Genomic DNA, 15028 nt, shown 5'->3' on the forward strand with positions numbered 1-15028 from the left:
GGTGGGGCTGGTAAAGGGAGAGCACGTCCAATGCGGTCGATCCGGGTACGGATTCTCGCGCTCGTCGCGGTTTTGGTCATCGCAGGTGTCGTGGCCTGGCAGTTGCTTCCCTCCGGCGAGGCGGAGAAGAACCCGATCGCGGTCGGCACCACGGACGAGGTGACCGCGCTCGATCCGGCCGGTGCGTACGACGCCGGTTCCTGGGCCCTGTACAGCAACCTCTACCAGTCCCTGATGACGTTCAAGCCCGGTGCGACCGTCCCCGAGCCAGATGCCGCCGAGAGCTGCGGGTTCATCGGCCAGAAGCTCCAGACGTACCAGTGCAGGCTCCGGGACGACCTGCATTTCTCGAACGGACGTCAGATCACCGCCGCCGATGTCAAGTTCTCCATCGAGCGCATGATCAAAATCAAGACGGATGTCGGCCCCTGGGTGCTGTTTCCCAGCCTCAAGAACGTGGTGACCGAGGGCCGCACCATCACCTTCAACCTCTCCGCGCGCGATGCGACGTTCCCCCAGAAGCTGGCCACCGGGGCCGGTTCGATCGTCGACCGCGAGTCGTACCCGGCGAAGAAGCTCCGGATCGGGAACACCGTCGACGGCTCCGGCCCGTATCTGCTGAAGTCGTACAAGCCGGGCAAGCTGGCCGAGCTCGTCCCCAACCCGCACTACAAGGGCGCGCTGAAGAAGTCCGGCGTCCCGGTCACCGTGCGCTACTACAAGGGGGCGGAAGATCTCCTGGCGGCCTGGAAGACCGGCGAGATCCAAGTGACGCACCGCCAGCTCCCGCCGGCCACGCTCAACGCGCTCAACCCCGGCGACCCCGATCTGCGCATCAGCGAGGCGGACAGCGCCGAGATCCGCAACCTCGTCTTCAACGTCCGCCCCAGCTCTCCGTTCGCCGACAAGAGGGTCCGGCAGGCGGTCGCGTCGGTCTTCGACCGAGGGCCGCTGGTGACCGACGTCTACCAGGGCACGGTCGAACCCCTCTACTCACTGATCCCGCAGGGCGTCATCGGGCACAGCACGCCGTTCTTCGACTCCTACCCCTCGCCCGACGTCGAGCGCGCCAAGGGGCTGCTCCAGGAGGCCGGTGTGCAGACCCCCCTGCCGATCACCCTGGCCTACAACCACGGCGACGAGGCGTACGGCAAGGAGAGCGCCGAGCTGCGCCGCCAGTTCGAGAAGGACGGGCTGTTCAAGGTCACCCTCAAGGGCGTCGACTGGCAGGCGTTCCTGAACGGGCTCGCGGGGGGCAAGTTCGACTCGTACCTCGTCGGCTGGTTCCCCGACTACCCGGACCCGGACACCTTCAGCCAGCCGCTCGTCGGCAGCGGCAACAGCCTCCACAACGGCTACTCCAGCAAGAAGATGGACTCCCTGATCTCCTCCACGCTCCAGTACAGCGACCGAGGCCGCACCTCCTCGGACTACAAGGAGCTCCAGGCGCTGGTCGCCGAGGATGTGCCGCTGGTGCCGGTGTGGCAGAAGAAGGACTACGTCGTCAGCAGGACCGCGGTCTCCGGCTCGCAGTACCTCTCGGACGGCACCGGCCTCTGGCGGCTGTGGGAGCTCCGCTGGATCTGACGGGCCGTACGGGCGCTCCCCGGACGGGGAGGCCGACCCACCGCAGGCCGGGCCGCCGGTCCACCGCAGGCCGGGCCCACTCGGTCGGCGCGATGCCCTCGGCCCGGCGCGAGCGGTTCGTTCAAGACCGGGCGGCGCCGACAGCCCGAGACTGCCGGCATGACCGAACGAGCTTTCACCCCGGCGTTGGGCCGTTTCGCGCCCACGCGTTTCTACGACCCCGTGGCCGCCCTGCTGCGCGAGCGCCTGTGGCGCGGCCTGCTGGCCATGTACGTGGCTCCGCGGCCCGATGACGAGATCGTCGACGTGGGCTGCGGCACCGGCTCGCTCGCACTGCTGCTCCACCGCGTGGAGCCCCGGGCACGGATCACCGGCGTCGATCCCGACCCCGACGTGCTGGCCATCGCGCGCCGCAAGGCCGAAGCGGCGGCTGCCCCGGCCGCCGACGGCGGCACCGCCGTGGAGTGGCGGACCGGCATGGGCGACGAGCTGACCGAGGTCCTCGGCGCCGGTTCGGCGGACACGGCGGTGTCCAGTCTGGTGCTGCACCAGTGCCCGATGAGCATGAAGCGGGCCGTTCTCGCCTCGATGCACGCGGTGTTGAGACCCGGCGGCAAGCTGGTGATCGCCGACTACGGACTGCAGCGCACCCGGCTGACGCGCCTGGCGTTCCGTGTCGTGCAGCTCGCCGACGGCGTCGAGAACACCCGGCCGAACGCCGAGGGGATCCTGCCCCGGCTGATCCGCGAGGCAGGCTTCAGCGGCGTGCGCGAGGCCGAGGTGGTCTCAACGCTCACCGGCTCCCTCTCGGTGTACGTCGCGCACCGCGCCTGACAGGAGGCCGGGCGGGCCCAGCACCGTCCGTACGACGGCCGGGGTGAGGCCCATCATCTCCCGCATCTGCCGGGTGAAGTGCGCCTGGTCGGCGAAGCCCCCGGCGACGGCCGCGTCGGCCAGGTGCCGGCCCGCGCGCAGCGCCTCGGCGGCCCGCCGCAGGCGCAGCCACAGCCGCCAGCGCACCAGCGGCATGCCGAGCTGGTCCCGGGCCAGCGCGCGCAGCCGCTGTGGTGACAGGCCGACGGCCGCGGCCAGATCCGCCATCGGGACGTCCCGGTCCGACAGCGCGTCCATCGCAGCCAGCAGCCGGGCGTCGAGCTCGTCCGACGGGCGCGCGCCGGCCCGGCGCACGTCCCGCTCACCCAGTCCGTGCAGTTCGGGGGCGACCGTGACGCCGGGGCCGCAGTGCCGACGCAGCCGATCGGCGAACGCGCAGTGCGGGTCAACGAAGAACGTGAGCAGATCCGCCGTCGGGAGCAACCGGTGCGGCACCATCGGCGGCACGAGCAGGACCGTGCCACGACGGCGGGTGCCGTCGCGGTCCACCATGGCCACCCGGTCGTCGGGCCCGGCCGCGAGGGCGACCTGGAAGGCTGCGTGCCGGTGGCAGGAGCCGTCCGTCAACGGCCCGCGGTACCGCGCGTAGCCCGCACCGATGGTGAGGCGGGGTGCCGCCGCAGCGTCCCCCGATCCCGTCCCGGTTCCCACCCTCCCGATGCTGCCAGGGCCGCACGGCTCCGGACAGGGGTGATCAGGCCGGGCCGAGAGCCTCCCGGCCACGGTCGTGGAGCGGGTCCTTGGCACCCCACGAGGGGCGCCGTCCCGTCAGGGGGCCGCGGGGCGGTCCTCAGGGCATGCGGGCATGCGTCCGGTGGCACCCGGCAGGAACTCCACCAGCAACGCGTGGATCTGCCGCACCAGCGGCCTCAGCGCCCGGAACCGCGACAGGGCGATGAGCCGCGCGGCGATCGGGGCGGCGCGCTCGACCAGGCGGCGGCTGCGTTCGGTGTGCTCCGTGCGGTCGTACACCCAGTACAGCACCAGGCCCATCTGCATCAGCCACATCAACTGCGGCAGCATCTCGGCCAGTTCGGGATCGGGCCTGGTGCCGGAACCGGCCAGGCAGCGCCGGTGGATGGAGATCGCCGCCTCGCGGGCCGCGACCGAATCCTCGGAGAACGGGCTGAGCGGACTCTCCGGATCGGCGGCGTTCTTGAAGAACTGGGCGGCGAAGCGGTGGTACGGCTCGGCCACGTCCAGCCAGGTGAGCAGGACGTTCCGCATCCGGTCCGCGAGGTCCTCGTCACCGTCCAGGACCGGCCGCACCGCCGCCTCGTGCTCGGCGGCGAGCCGGTCGTAGAAGCCCTGGACGAGGTGCTCCTTGTTCGTGAAGTAGTAGTAGGCGTTCCCGACGGAGACCCCGGCCTCCTGGGCGATGGCCCGCATCGTCGTCCTGTCGTAACCGCGCTCCTGGAAGAGCCGGAGCGCGGTTTCGAGGATGAGCGTGCGGGTCTGCTCGCTCTTGGGGACCTTCGCCTCCGATGCCGTGGTTCTTGCCGTTCCGGACTCCGGTGCCGCGGTTCCTGCTGCCCCGGACTCCGGCGCCTCGACACCCCGTGCCCCGGGCTCCGGCGCCCCGGGCTTCGGCGCCTCGACACCCCGCGCCCCGGACGTCCTGTCTTCCCGCACGCCCTTCGTCTGCTTCACCACAGCCCCGAGCGTATCCGCCCCGCTCTCAGCCCACGGTCCCGTCCGGGCCCGCGCTTTTCTCCTCCGCCTGCGGTGCGGGGCCGTCGGCCTTGGGCCTCCGCACCATGTACGAGGCCAGTTCCGCACGGAACTCGTCCGGATCGTGGGCCAGAACCCGGCCGAGCGCCTCGTTCCACTGCCGGGCCGCCTCCTCCACCGACGTCCTGAACCCCCGCCGCAACGGCACCCGGGCGAGCAGCAGCGCGAGGCCGGCCACCGGCCTCAACAGCGAGCGCCCGTGCAGCGTCAGTGTGACGTCGACATCCCACCGGTCCGGCCCCGCGGGCCGGGGCCGGAGGTACAGCCGGGCGACGCCGAGACGGTGCGTCAGCCGCACGGTCGCCGGAGCGCGCGCCGCGCTGGGAGTGCCGGGCGCGGCGGAGGCCGCCGCCCACCAGGCACGCAGATCGAGTGACGCCTTCCCCCGGAGGCGGTGCAGCGCCCCGGAGCCCTCCGCGCCCCGTATCCGGGCCTCGACGTCCAGCGCCGCAGGACGCTCCGGACAGCGCAGCCGCACCGCGATCCGCGCGCCGAACTCCGGTGACCGTACGAACTGTTCCAGAGCCAGCACGTCGACGCGCCGCCACTCCCGGAGCACCGTCGTCACCCGCTCCCCGGGATCGGACCCGGTGGACTCGTACCGGGCACCCGGCCGCAGATGACGCCCCTTGACCAGGCGGACGTCGGGCACGGTCTGCCCGTCGGGCAGCACGACGGCATGGCCCCGGGCCCGGGTGGCCTCGACGAGATCGCAGACCGGCACGGTGTAGCCGTGCAGCCGTGCGCGGTCCAGAGCGACGACGGTGACGGTGTACTGCAGGCGCGTCATTCGCTACCTCAGGCGCTCATCGCACGGGCCGAGTTGAGCTGAGCCATCACCCACGGGAAGGTCTCCGGGCCGGTCGCCGGGATCATCGTCGAGTGGTGCTTTCCGTCACTGGTCACCGAGACCTGGATGAAGCCCGTCGTCTTCTTCTCCTTCATCAGGAGGAAGAGCAGACCGACCAGGCAGAGGAGGGTGAGGACGATCGCCAGCACGATCGCGACCGTCGGGATCCGCTCCTCGGTGTGCGACAGGTCCGTGGCCGACCACACCGCGCCCTTCAGCGGCATGGCGCCGACCGGCGTGATGATCTGGTCGTTCACGATGGTGATGTCGCCGATCGCCAGCACCGGCGCACCGGCCATCGGCACGCCCGGCTGCGGAAATCCGGGGCCGGGCACCACCGGACCGCCCGCGGCCCCCGGGTGGTACCCGTAGCCGGGGCCGGGCTGTCCTGCGGATCCGGGCAGCGGCTGCGGATACCCGTAGGCCGGGGCACCGGCGGGCCCGTCCCCCTGCCCGCCCGTCTGGGCCGGGCCCCACTCGTAGGAGCCGTCCGCTTTCGGATTCGGATCGCTCAACGTTCCCCGCTCTCGATCAGGCCTTGTACCCCGGGCTCTGTCGCGCCGGAAGCGGCACACCGGTGTACGTTCCGCACGACCGTACCGTCCGGATACGGAGCCGTGCAGCAAACGGCCTCGCAATCCGACCGGGCACGACCGGCTCCGACCGCGTACGACCGGCTCCGGACGCCACCGACCGGACACCGGCCGAACCGCCGTCACCCGGCCGACGGGTACCGGGTCACGTTCGTCACCTTGCACTTCGTGTCCGCCGGGGACTCGCCCAGGCCCTGCGCCTTCTGCATCGACTTCTGCCCCGGGGCCAGGTTGTTCGCCGCGGCCATCCCCTCGGCCACCCGCGTACCGGACCCGTCCACGAACTCCACCGTCACGATGTAGTTCGACTTCACGTCGCCGCGGTTCACGATCTCCACGTTCACGGACGGCCACTTGGTCAGCTCGTCGACCTCGCAGGTGGACAGCTTCACGTCCGCGGCGGCGTCGGCCTTCGCGCCGTCCTCCTTCGCGCCGTTGTCCTTCCCGGCGGGCTTCTCCTCGGCGGGCTTCTCCCCGGAGGCGTCCTCCTTCGCCGGTGCGTCCTTCCCGGGTGCCTCGGCCTCCGACGACTCCCCCGAAGAACTGCCCTCGTGCACGGCCCCGATGCCCGCCACGGACACGACCAGGGCCCCGCACCCGCCGAGCAGCACCAGGCCGCCGAGCACGCACAGCGTGACGATGAGCCCGGTCCGGCGCTGCTTCGGCGGAGGCACCGGCGCGCCCCAGCCCGGCCCCGGCGGGTAGGGCTGCTGCTGGTACGGCTGTTGCTGCGGCGGCAGGCCACCCCACTGCGGAGGCTGCTGCGGTTGCGGGACGTCCCACTGCGGCGGCTGCTGCGGTTGTGGGACGTCCCCCTGCGGAGGCTGCTGCGGCTGCGGGCCGGGTGGCGGGAAGCCCTGAGACATGCGTGATCCCCCCAAAGGATGCTGGCGTGGGGAGACACGGTACGTCCTGGCCGGAATGCACCGCATCAGAAGTGCCGGAATTGTGACGGAACTGCGCAGGTCGCGGGCTTCTCGCGCAGCCGGGGACGGCCGGGCGGCTCGGTGAGCGTTCCCGCGGCCGGTACGGCGAACGGCCCCGCCCCGCGCCGAGTGCGCGAGGGCGGGGCCGTGGAAGGCGACGGCGCCGTTGGACGGGCGGTCAGAAGCGGCGCGTGATCAGCGCCCGCTTCACCTCCTGGATCGCCTTGGTGACCTCGATACCGCGCGGGCAGGCGTCCGTGCAGTTGAACGTGGTGCGGCAACGCCACACGCCGTCACGGTCGTTGAGGATCTCCAGGCGCTGCTCGCCGCCCTCGTCGCGCGAGTCGAAGATGAAGCGGTGCGCGTTGACGATCGCCGCCGGGCCGAAGTACTGGCCGTCGTTCCAGAACACCGGGCACGAGGACGTGCACGCGGCGCACAGGATGCACTTGGTGGTGTCGTCGAAGCGCTCGCGGTCCTCGGCGGACTGCAGGCGCTCGCGGGTCGGCTCGTTCCCCTTGGTGATGAGGAAGGGCATGACGTCGCGGTACGCCTGGAAGAACGGCTCCATGTCGACCACGAGGTCCTTGAGGACGGTGAGGCCCTTGATGGCCTCGATCGTGATCGGCTTCTCCGGGCTGATGTCCTTGATCAGCGTCTTGCAGGCGAGCCTGTTCTTGCCGTTGATCCGCATCGCGTCGGAGCCGCAGATGCCGTGGGCGCAGGAGCGACGGAAGGTCAGCGTGCCGTCCAGGTCCCACTTGATCTTGTGGAGCGCGTCGAGCACACGCTCCTTCGGGTCGATCGTGACCTGGAAGTCCTCCCACCGGGCCTCGTCGGAGACCTCGGGGTTGAACCGGCGGATCCGGAAGGTCGCCGTGATGTACGGCGAGGCGGCGGACTGCGCCTCGACCTTGTCCAGTGTCGGGGTTGCCATCAGTACTTACGCTCCATCGGCTGGTAGCGGGTCTGGACGACCGGCTTGTAGTCGAGCCGGATCGACTCGGTGCCGTCGTCGGCGACCTCGCGGTACGCCATGGTGTGGCGCATGAAGTTGACGTCGTCACGGTTCGGGAAGTCCTCGCGGTAGTGACCGCCGCGGGACTCCTTGCGGGCCAGGGCGGAGACCGCCATGACCTCGGCCAGGTCGAGCAGGTTGCCCAGCTCGATGGCCTCCAGGAGGTCGGTGTTGAACCGCTTGCCCTTGTCCTGGATGGACACGTCGTGGTAGCGCCTGCGCAGCTCGGCGATCTTGTCGACGGCCGTCTTGATGGTCTGCTCGGTGCGGAACACCATCACGTTGGCGTCCATGCACTCCTGCAGCTCCTGGCGGAGCGCGGCGACCCGCTCGGAGCCCGTCGAGTTGCGCAGCTGGTCGATCTGCTCCTCGACCATCTGCGCCGGGTTCTCCGGGAGCGGGACGAAGTCGTTCTTCGCGGAGTACTCGGCGGCGCCGATGCCGGCGCGGCGGCCGAAGACGTTGATGTCGAGCAGCGAGTTGGTGCCCAGGCGGTTGGCGCCGTGCACGGACACGCACGCGACCTCGCCGGCGGCGTACAGGCCCGGGACGACGGTGGTGTTGTCGGCCAGCACCTCGCCCTCGACGTTGGTCGGGATGCCGCCCATGGCGTAGTGCGCGGTCGGCTGGATCGGGATCGGGTCCGTGTAGGGCTCGATCCCGAGGTAGGTGCGCGCGAACTCGGTGATGTCCGGGAGCTTGGCGTCGAGCTGCTCCGGCGGCAGGTGGGTGAGGTCGAGGTAGACGTGGTCGCCCTCGGGGCCGCAGCCGCGGCCCTCGCGGATCTCCGTGTAGATGGAGCGGGAGACGACGTCACGGGACGCGAGGTCCTTCATGACCGGCGCGTACTTCTCCATGAAGCGCTCGCCGTCCTTGTTGCGGAGGATGCCGCCCTCACCGCGGGCGCCCTCCGTCAGCAGGATGCCCATGCGCCAGATGCCCGTCGGGTGGAACTGGAAGAACTCCATGTCCTCCAGCGGCAGGCCGCGGCGCCAGGCGGCGGCCTGGCCGTCACCGGTCAGGGTGTGCGCGTTCGACGTCACCTTGAAGAACTTGCCGGTGCCGCCGGAGGCGAAGATGATCGACTTCGCCTGGAAGACGTGGATCTCGCCGGTCGCCAGGTCGTACGCCACGACGCCCGCGGACTTCTTGACGCCGTCGACGTCCTGGAGCAGCAGGTCGAGGACGTAGAACTCGTTGAAGAACTCCACACCCTCCTTGACGCAGTTCTGGTACAGCGTCTGGAGGATCATGTGGCCGGTGCGGTCCGAGGCGTAGCAGGACCGGCGGACCGGGGCCTCGCCGTGGTTGCGGCTGTGACCGCCGAAGCGGCGCTGGTCGATGCGGCCCTCGGGCGTGCGGTTGAACGGCAGGCCCATCTTCTCCAGGTCGAGGACGGAGTCGATGGCCTCCTTCGCCAGGATCTCGGCGGCGTCCTGGTCGACCAGGTAGTCACCGCCCTTGATCGTGTCGAAGGTGTGCCACTCCCAGTTGTCCTCCTCCACGTTGGCGAGCGCGGCGGCCATGCCGCCCTGCGCGGCGCCCGTGTGGGAGCGGGTGGGGTAGAGCTTGGTGAGCACGGCGGTACGGCTGCGCTTCGTGGCTTCGATGGCCGCGCGCATGCCGGCGCCGCCGGCGCCGACGATGACGGTGTCGTACTTGTGGATCTGCATGATTTCCTCTGGTCCCTCTGGCCCGGCGCGCCTAGCGGATGTTCGGGTCGAAGGTGAAGATCACCAGCGTGCCCAGCAGGACGGTGAACACCGTGGCGGTGTACAGGAGCATCTTCAGCCAGAAGCGGGTGTTGTCCCGCTCGGCGTAGTCGTTGATGACCGTACGGAGGCCGTTGGCGCCGTGCAGCATGGCCAGCCACAGCATGGCGAGGTCCCAGATCTGCCAGAACGGCGAGGCCCAGCGGCCGGCCACGAAGGCGAAGCCGATCTTGGAGACGCCGCCGTCCAGCACCAGCTGGATCAGCAGGTGGCCCAGGACCAGGACGACCAGGACGATGCCCGACAGGCGCATGAAGAGCCAGGCGTACATCTCGAAGTTGGTGCGCGAACCCTTGGGGGTCTTGACGGTCCGCTTGCGCGGAGGCTCGATGACCGGGGCCGGGTTGTCGACGTCGTACAGGCTGACGCCCTCGACGGAACCGATCGCGGCGGAGGACTCGGTGGACATGGGCCTCAGCTCCCGAAGATTTCGCGTACGGCGTGGCCGAGAATGGGGTACAGGGCCCCGGCCATCAGCACGATCCAGATGCCAACCACGGACCAGAGCATCTGCTTCTGGTAGCGCGGGCCCTTGGACCAGAAGTCCACGGCGACGATGCGCAGGCCGTTCAGCGCGTGGAAGAGGATGGCGGCCACCAGGCCGTATTCGAGCAGCGCGACGATCGGCGTCTTGTACGTGGCCACGACGTCGTCGTACGCCTCGGGAGAGACACGGACAAGAGCGGTGTCCAGGACGTGGACGAACAGGAAGAAGAAGATGAGGACACCGGTGACTCGGTGAGCCACCCAGGACCACATGCCTTCCCGGCCGCGGTACAACGTTCCAGCCGGCACGGAAAAACCCTCCGGGAGCGGGGATCGGGGCCGGCCGGCTTGACTGTCGGTCTGGCCCGGCCGGGTACGGTCCACCGGCCCTGGCCATCGTAGCGACGGTTTGTCGGTTCGCTCACTCCGGGGCCGCTGGTGTGATCAAAATGGCAATCAAACAGCCACGTACGGCCTAGAACGGGACAGGTCGCCACGTCTGACCAGCCCTGTTCCGTTATGAATCCGATATCAGAGCGATGACGCGGCCCCGGGCGAGTCGCTGTATCTCCTCGGCCGCGGTGATCCGTTCCTGGTCGATGTCGTGGCCCAGTCGGGCCCGGATGCCGGCGAGCACCTGGTCCGGATGCTCGGCGGGGTCGAACGCGTCCAGGCAGATCACGAAGGCGTGGCCGAAGCGGCTCTCGTACGCGGCGTGCGCGGCCCCCAGTGCCAGATGGGCGGAGCGCGGGGCACTGTCGCACAGCCCCGGGGCGGGCTCGGCGGCGAGCGCCTCGGCGAGGTCCGCGGGCGACATGTCGTAGCCCGCCTCGTCGGCGGCGGCCAGCAGTGCGCCCGGATCGGGGTACGGGCGGTGGGCGGCCAGCCGCCGTGCCCAACGACGGCTGCCGCAGCAGGTGAGGAGGGCCGCCTTGGCGTCGGCGGGCGGGGCGGCGTTGAAGCGGTCGAGCCCCCGGAGGCCCGCGGGGCCGGGGAGGTTCACAAGAAAGGGGAGGTCCGCGAGCGCCGGGGCGCGGCCGGAGTCCGGGGCGGGGCGGGTGATGCGGCTCGGGGCCGGGGCGCGGTCGGGGCCGGGGTCCGGTGCCGTCGGCCCGGGATGCCGGACGGGCAGGGATGTTCCGGTGGTCGGGTGCCGCGGTCGCTTCGGGAGGCCGGCGTGGGACTCGCTGGACCTGGACAGCGTGGTGCTCCTCGGATCAACGGTTTCTGTGAACCTGGAGTCGGTGGGACGGGTGAGACCAGGCGCAGACAGGGTGAAGAGAGCGACGAATGCGCCTCAAAGCTATCGAGGCCGGGCAACAGTCGTACGACGGATACGCGAACGTCACCCGGACGGGAGAGTTTCGGAACGCCTGATGCGCCGTTGGGATGTATCCCAACGTCTCGGCAGCCGTGTTCCAAGGAACTCGTCGGCGTTTCCCCCGTCCAGGTGTTTCCCCTGCTCCTGCGGAGGGGTGCCGTCCGGGCCGCGGAGGATCGCATTCCGTCGTTCTCTACTCTTGACCGCTTCCCTTCTCATCTCGGAGGTTTCTGACCGATGTCGCCCTCACGTGGCGCCCTGGTGACCGGGGCGGCCCTCACCGCGGCGGCCGCCGCGACGATCGCCATCGTTGTCTGGCCGGATGGCTCGGGGGGCGGACCCGAGGGGAGGACCGGAGCCCGTACCCCCACCGGCTCGGCCGCCCCCTCGCCGACCCGGACCTACCCGCTCTCCGCCCCTCCGCGCACCATTCCGGCCGTGCGCGAGCACATCGCCGCGCGCGGACCCGGCTGGCGGCCCGGCCCGGACACCGGGGTCGTCCTCGCCGCCGGCAGCGGGGCGCTCGCGGACGAGGGGCAGCTGCTGGCCCGGGAGCTGAAGATCCGTTACCGGGGTGACACCCCCGCCCGGCCGGGCGACGTGGAACTGGCCCTCACCCCGGGCAAGGGCGTCTCCGAGTCGTACGTCCTCAGGACCCGCGACGGGCGGGTCACGATCAGCGGACCCGACCAGGCGGGCGTCTTCTACGGAACCCGCACCCTGAAGCAGTCGGTGCGCGCCGACGGCGCGATGCCCGAGGGCGAGGTGCGCGACCGCCCCGACCGGCCGCAGCGCGGATTCAACCTCGACATCGCGCGCAAGTACTACTCCGTCTCCTGGATCGAGGACCGGCTGCGCGAGATGGCCGACCTCAAGCTCAACCAGTTCGGCCTGCACTTCTCCGACGACCAGGCGTTCCGCATCGAGTCCGAGACCCATCCCGAGGTGGTGTCGCCGCAGCATCTGACCAAGGCCGAGGTGCGGCGGATCCTCGCCCTCGCGAACCGGCTGCACATCCAGGTGGTCCCCGAGATCGACTCGCCCGGCCACCTGGGCGCGGTCCTGAAGGCCCACCCCGATCTCCAGCTGCGCAACGTGTCGGGGGCGCGCTCGCCCGGCTCGCTCGACATCTCCAATCCGAGGGCGGCAAAGCTCATCGACGAACTCCTCGACGAGTTCACCGGGCTGTTCGGCGGCCGGTACTGGCACCTCGGTGCCGATGAGTACCTCGCGTTGATGGCGCGGGACCCGGCGGCCTCGTACCCGCAGCTCCAGCGCGCCGCCCAGCAGAAGTACGGGGCGCAGGCCGGCATCAAGGATCTCGCCACCGGCTGGCTCAACGACCGCGCGGCGGTGGTGCGCCGGCACGGCAAGCAGCCCAAGGCGTGGAACGACGGCTTCTTCCGCGGCGGCGTCGTCCACGCGGACAAGGACATCGAGGTCGAGTACTGGACGGGCAGGGAGTACGGTGCCCGGCCGCCGGAGGAGTACCTGACCGAGGGACGGAAGGTGGTGAACCTCAACGACGAGTTCCTCTACTACGTGCTCGGCCAGCCCAACAACTTCGTCTACCCCACCGGCAAGCGGATCTACGAGCAGTGGACCCCGCTCGTGCTGCGCGGCACCCAGCCGGTCGCGTCGCGCTGGTCCGGTCAGATCCTCGGCGGCCGGTTCGCGGTCTGGGGCGACCTCCCGCAGGCCCAGACCCCGGAGCAGGTGGCGAACGGCATCCGGATGCCGCTGCGGGCGACGGCCCAGAAGCTCTGGAACCCGGCCAGGCCGACCCTGAGCTGGGACCGGTTCCGGGCGCTGGCGACGCGGATCGACACGCCACGCTGACGGGGGCGCCGACGGGGCGGGCCCGGTGGGAGGAGCGGCGAGGGGCCGGGCGGCAGGCCCGACCGGAGCGGTCGCCGGGCGGTCGGGAGCGGGGTGCGCACCGCCCGGGGGCGGTGCGGAGAATCCTTGGACAGGCGGGCTGACAAGGGGATACGTTCGCATGCCGCGGGCCCCGGGGGCGAGAGAGGGCGCGCGTTCGTTCTCATCAGAGCTCGCTCACCAGAGCTCATTCATCAGAGCTCATTCATCAGAGCTCGGAATCCTGGGGGGTTTCATTTCATGCTGTGCTCCACCTGCCGTGTGAGACCGCCGGTCACCGCCGACGGCCGCTGCATCCTCTGCTCCGGACCGCCCGGACCGATACCCCCGGCCGCGGCCTTCGCTGCTCCGCGGCACATGCTCCGGTCGCCCGAGGGACTCGCCAAGGCGCTCGTCGTCCTGCTGGCCGCCGTCGCGGTGGCGGACCTGCTCGCCGTGGCGGCCGGACAGAACATGCGCGCGTTCCTCGACGGCGGCTCGGGGGCCGTCGCCGGCAAGGCGGCGATCGCCGAGGCGGACCGCGTCGACCTGCTCTACCTGGGCGCCGGTCTGCTCCAGATCCTCACGATGCTGGCCGCCGTGGTCGTCTTCATCATCTGGTTCCACCGGGTGCGCATGAACGCCGAGCTGTTCGACGCGAGCGCGCAGCCGATGGCAGCGGGCTGGGCGATCGGCGCCTGGTTCGTGCCGGTGGCCAACCTGGTGCTGCCGCGCCGCATCGCCGGCGGCATCTGGGCGGCGAGCTCCCCGACGGGCCCCGACGGTGTCCGGCGCGCGGTCCCGACCACCGTGATGAACGCCTGGTGGGGCATGTGGGTCGGTTCGCTGCTCTTCGCCCGGTACGCGTCCGGGGTGGACTGGCGTGCCGAGGAGGTGGAGGAGATCGTGCACTCGACCGGCCTGGTGATGGTGGCCGACGCGCTCGACGTCGTGGCCGCGGTCCTCGCGATCCTCTTCGTGCGGAAGCTGACCCGGATGCAGGGGGAGCGGGCGGCACTCGGTTGACATCCTCTCCCCCTTGAGAGGGGAGATCCCCGCCTGTCGCGCCGTTGAAGGCTGCGGTGTCGAGTGGGTTCCTGCTTCGCTGCGCGGTGTGGGCACGGGTGCCCGTCCTGCCTGCGCTCGACAGGCTGACACGGCCAGTCCGGCCGCCTTGGCGACGTCGACCGCCGCGTTGATGTCCCGGTCCAGGACCGCCCCGCATGCCGCCCGTTGCGAGGTCGACGTCCGGCTGGAAGGCGGAGACCGTTCTCACTGCGTCGCGGTCCCAGCCCGGGTGAGAGACCACTCATTGAGCTGGGCCATGGCCCAGTACGGCGACGGCCGAGCGGAGGGGCCCGGAAGGTCGCAACCCGAACAGCGCGGCTCAGTGCCCCCGAAGGGCCGGGTGATCACCCGGCCGCGCTGGTCACGCGTTGGCCGTGCGAGGTCCCGTGCCCTGAGAACCGCCTGGTCGAAGCGGGGGATGAGAACGAGGACGACCGGGGCCGCCACCCCTGGCCGTGTCTAGTAGCAACAGCCTTGTGACCAGCATGTTTGTTGCCTTGATGCTGCTCCTTGACTGCCGGTTGCGTCAGCCTGATTCCAGGTGTTTCTGCCTGTTCATGGCAGGTGTTGGTCACGCGTTGGTCATGGCAGCTGGCAGACACCTCCCGTAGTTCGAAGCGCGGGCAGATGCGGCAGCCGATGCCCATGGATAGTTTCCGTGCATCCCGTTGGCCACCTGCGACTGCTCCGTGCCAGCTTGGCCATTCGAGACGGAGCTCAGTGACAGCCCAACCGGTCCCCTCGCTCAGCGACTATTTGATCCGAAACGCTTTGGGTTCAGGCTCGTTGGCTGTGTGTGAGTGATCTGGTGGGGGATGCGCGGACGTGGTCGCCGGACGCGCAGGAGGCGGTGCGGTTGCTGGCGGTGTCCGCGCTGGTGGAGGGCCGGGACCGGGCGGAGGTCGCGGCCATGTTCAGGGTGTCG

At 70.5% G+C, this 15028-nt stretch carries 14 protein-coding genes; 4 read left to right on the forward strand and 10 right to left on the reverse strand.

Going from position 1 to position 15028, the window contains the following annotated elements:
• The first annotated feature begins 30 nt into the window (after nt 1-30).
• Both ACIHCL_RS07405 and ACIHCL_RS07410 read left to right on the forward strand, forming a co-directional pair.
• Complete coding sequence (locus tag ACIHCL_RS07405; RefSeq protein WP_399857966.1) at nt 31-1587, forward strand: ABC transporter substrate-binding protein; 1557 nt, start codon at nt 31-33, stop codon at nt 1585-1587.
• Nucleotides 1588-1746: 159 nt separating this feature from the next.
• Nucleotides 1747-2421, forward strand: a complete 675-nt coding sequence (locus ACIHCL_RS07410) for a class I SAM-dependent methyltransferase (RefSeq protein WP_399857968.1) — start codon at nt 1747-1749, stop codon at nt 2419-2421.
• Here ACIHCL_RS07410 and ACIHCL_RS07415 read toward each other — a convergent pair.
• The 10 genes from ACIHCL_RS07415 to ACIHCL_RS07460 all read right to left on the reverse strand — a co-directional run bounded on the left by ACIHCL_RS07415 (nt 2374) and on the right by ACIHCL_RS07460 (nt 10860).
• Entirely contained in the window at nt 2374-3132 is a 759-nt protein-coding gene (locus tag ACIHCL_RS07415; RefSeq protein WP_399857970.1) for a helix-turn-helix domain-containing protein, read from the reverse strand. The genes ACIHCL_RS07410 and ACIHCL_RS07415 overlap by 48 nt on opposite strands.
• A 117-nt stretch (nt 3133-3249) precedes the next feature.
• Nucleotides 3250-3924, reverse strand: coding sequence for a TetR family transcriptional regulator (locus ACIHCL_RS07420; protein WP_399858061.1), 675 nt, complete (start codon nt 3922-3924; stop codon nt 3250-3252).
• Nucleotides 3925-4159: 235 nt separating this feature from the next.
• Nucleotides 4160-5002, reverse strand: a complete 843-nt coding sequence (locus ACIHCL_RS07425; RefSeq protein WP_399857972.1) for a hypothetical protein — start codon at nt 5000-5002, stop codon at nt 4160-4162.
• An 8-nt stretch (nt 5003-5010) separates the two neighbouring features.
• Entirely contained in the window at nt 5011-5577 is a 567-nt protein-coding gene (locus ACIHCL_RS07430; RefSeq protein WP_399857975.1) for a hypothetical protein, read from the reverse strand.
• A 200-nt stretch (nt 5578-5777) separates the two neighbouring features.
• Nucleotides 5778-6521 carry an FxLYD domain-containing protein gene (locus ACIHCL_RS07435; RefSeq protein WP_399857977.1) on the reverse strand — a complete coding sequence of 248 codons (744 nt, stop codon included), beginning with the start codon at nt 6519-6521 and terminating at the stop codon, nt 5778-5780.
• Between the two features lie 238 nt (nt 6522-6759).
• Nucleotides 6760-7518 carry a succinate dehydrogenase iron-sulfur subunit gene (locus tag ACIHCL_RS07440; RefSeq protein ID WP_399857978.1) on the reverse strand — a complete coding sequence of 253 codons (759 nt, stop codon included), beginning with the start codon at nt 7516-7518 and terminating at the stop codon, nt 6760-6762.
• On the reverse strand, nt 7518-9272 hold the full coding sequence (gene sdhA / locus ACIHCL_RS07445; RefSeq protein WP_399857980.1) for a succinate dehydrogenase flavoprotein subunit: 1755 nt from the start codon (nt 9270-9272) through the stop codon (nt 7518-7520). The genes ACIHCL_RS07440 and sdhA overlap by 1 nt, the downstream gene beginning before the upstream one ends.
• A 31-nt stretch (nt 9273-9303) precedes the next feature.
• Nucleotides 9304-9780 (reverse strand): succinate dehydrogenase hydrophobic membrane anchor subunit, encoded by a 477-nt coding sequence (locus ACIHCL_RS07450; protein WP_399857983.1) that lies wholly within the window; start codon nt 9778-9780, stop codon nt 9304-9306.
• A 5-nt stretch (nt 9781-9785) separates the two neighbouring features.
• Nucleotides 9786-10166, reverse strand: coding sequence for a succinate dehydrogenase, cytochrome b556 subunit (gene sdhC, locus ACIHCL_RS07455; protein WP_399857984.1), 381 nt, complete (start codon nt 10164-10166; stop codon nt 9786-9788).
• 208 nt (nt 10167-10374) lie between these two features.
• Nucleotides 10375-10860 carry a 2-oxo-4-hydroxy-4-carboxy-5-ureidoimidazoline decarboxylase gene (locus ACIHCL_RS07460; RefSeq protein ID WP_399857987.1) on the reverse strand — a complete coding sequence of 162 codons (486 nt, stop codon included), beginning with the start codon at nt 10858-10860 and terminating at the stop codon, nt 10375-10377.
• 555 nt (nt 10861-11415) lie between these two features.
• On the opposite strand from ACIHCL_RS07460, the gene ACIHCL_RS07465 reads away from it, so the two are divergent.
• Nucleotides 11416-13017 carry a glycoside hydrolase family 20 protein gene (locus ACIHCL_RS07465; RefSeq protein WP_399857989.1) on the forward strand — a complete coding sequence of 534 codons (1602 nt, stop codon included), beginning with the start codon at nt 11416-11418 and terminating at the stop codon, nt 13015-13017.
• Nucleotides 13018-13413: 396 nt separating this feature from the next.
• A complete protein-coding gene (locus tag ACIHCL_RS07470; RefSeq protein ID WP_399857992.1) occupies nt 13414-14061 on the forward strand; it encodes a DUF4328 domain-containing protein in 648 nt (215 codons plus the stop codon).
• Nucleotides 14062-15028 lie beyond the last annotated feature (967 nt).

Source organism: Streptomyces sp. NPDC052042, from assembly GCF_044548345.1.
Lineage (GTDB): Bacteria > Actinomycetota > Actinomycetes > Streptomycetales > Streptomycetaceae > Streptomyces.

Coding starts and splice junctions, on each gene's coding strand:
- ACIHCL_RS07405 (WP_399857966.1), top strand. CDS start 31: ATGCGGTCGATCCGGGTACGGATTCTCGCGCTCGTCGCGGTTTTGGTC.
- ACIHCL_RS07410 (WP_399857968.1), top strand. CDS start 1,747: ATGACCGAACGAGCTTTCACCCCGGCGTTGGGCCGTTTCGCGCCCACG.
- ACIHCL_RS07425 (WP_399857972.1), bottom strand. CDS start 5,002: ATGACGCGCCTGCAGTACACCGTCACCGTCGTCGCTCTGGACCGCGCA.
- ACIHCL_RS07435 (WP_399857977.1), bottom strand. CDS start 6,521: ATGTCTCAGGGCTTCCCGCCACCCGGCCCGCAGCCGCAGCAGCCTCCG.
- ACIHCL_RS07440 (WP_399857978.1), bottom strand. CDS start 7,518: ATGGCAACCCCGACACTGGACAAGGTCGAGGCGCAGTCCGCCGCCTCG.
- sdhA (WP_399857980.1), bottom strand. CDS start 9,272: ATGCAGATCCACAAGTACGACACCGTCATCGTCGGCGCCGGCGGCGCC.
- ACIHCL_RS07450 (WP_399857983.1), bottom strand. CDS start 9,780: ATGTCCACCGAGTCCTCCGCCGCGATCGGTTCCGTCGAGGGCGTCAGC.
- ACIHCL_RS07465 (WP_399857989.1), top strand. CDS start 11,416: ATGTCGCCCTCACGTGGCGCCCTGGTGACCGGGGCGGCCCTCACCGCG.
- ACIHCL_RS07470 (WP_399857992.1), top strand. CDS start 13,414: ATGCTCCGGTCGCCCGAGGGACTCGCCAAGGCGCTCGTCGTCCTGCTG.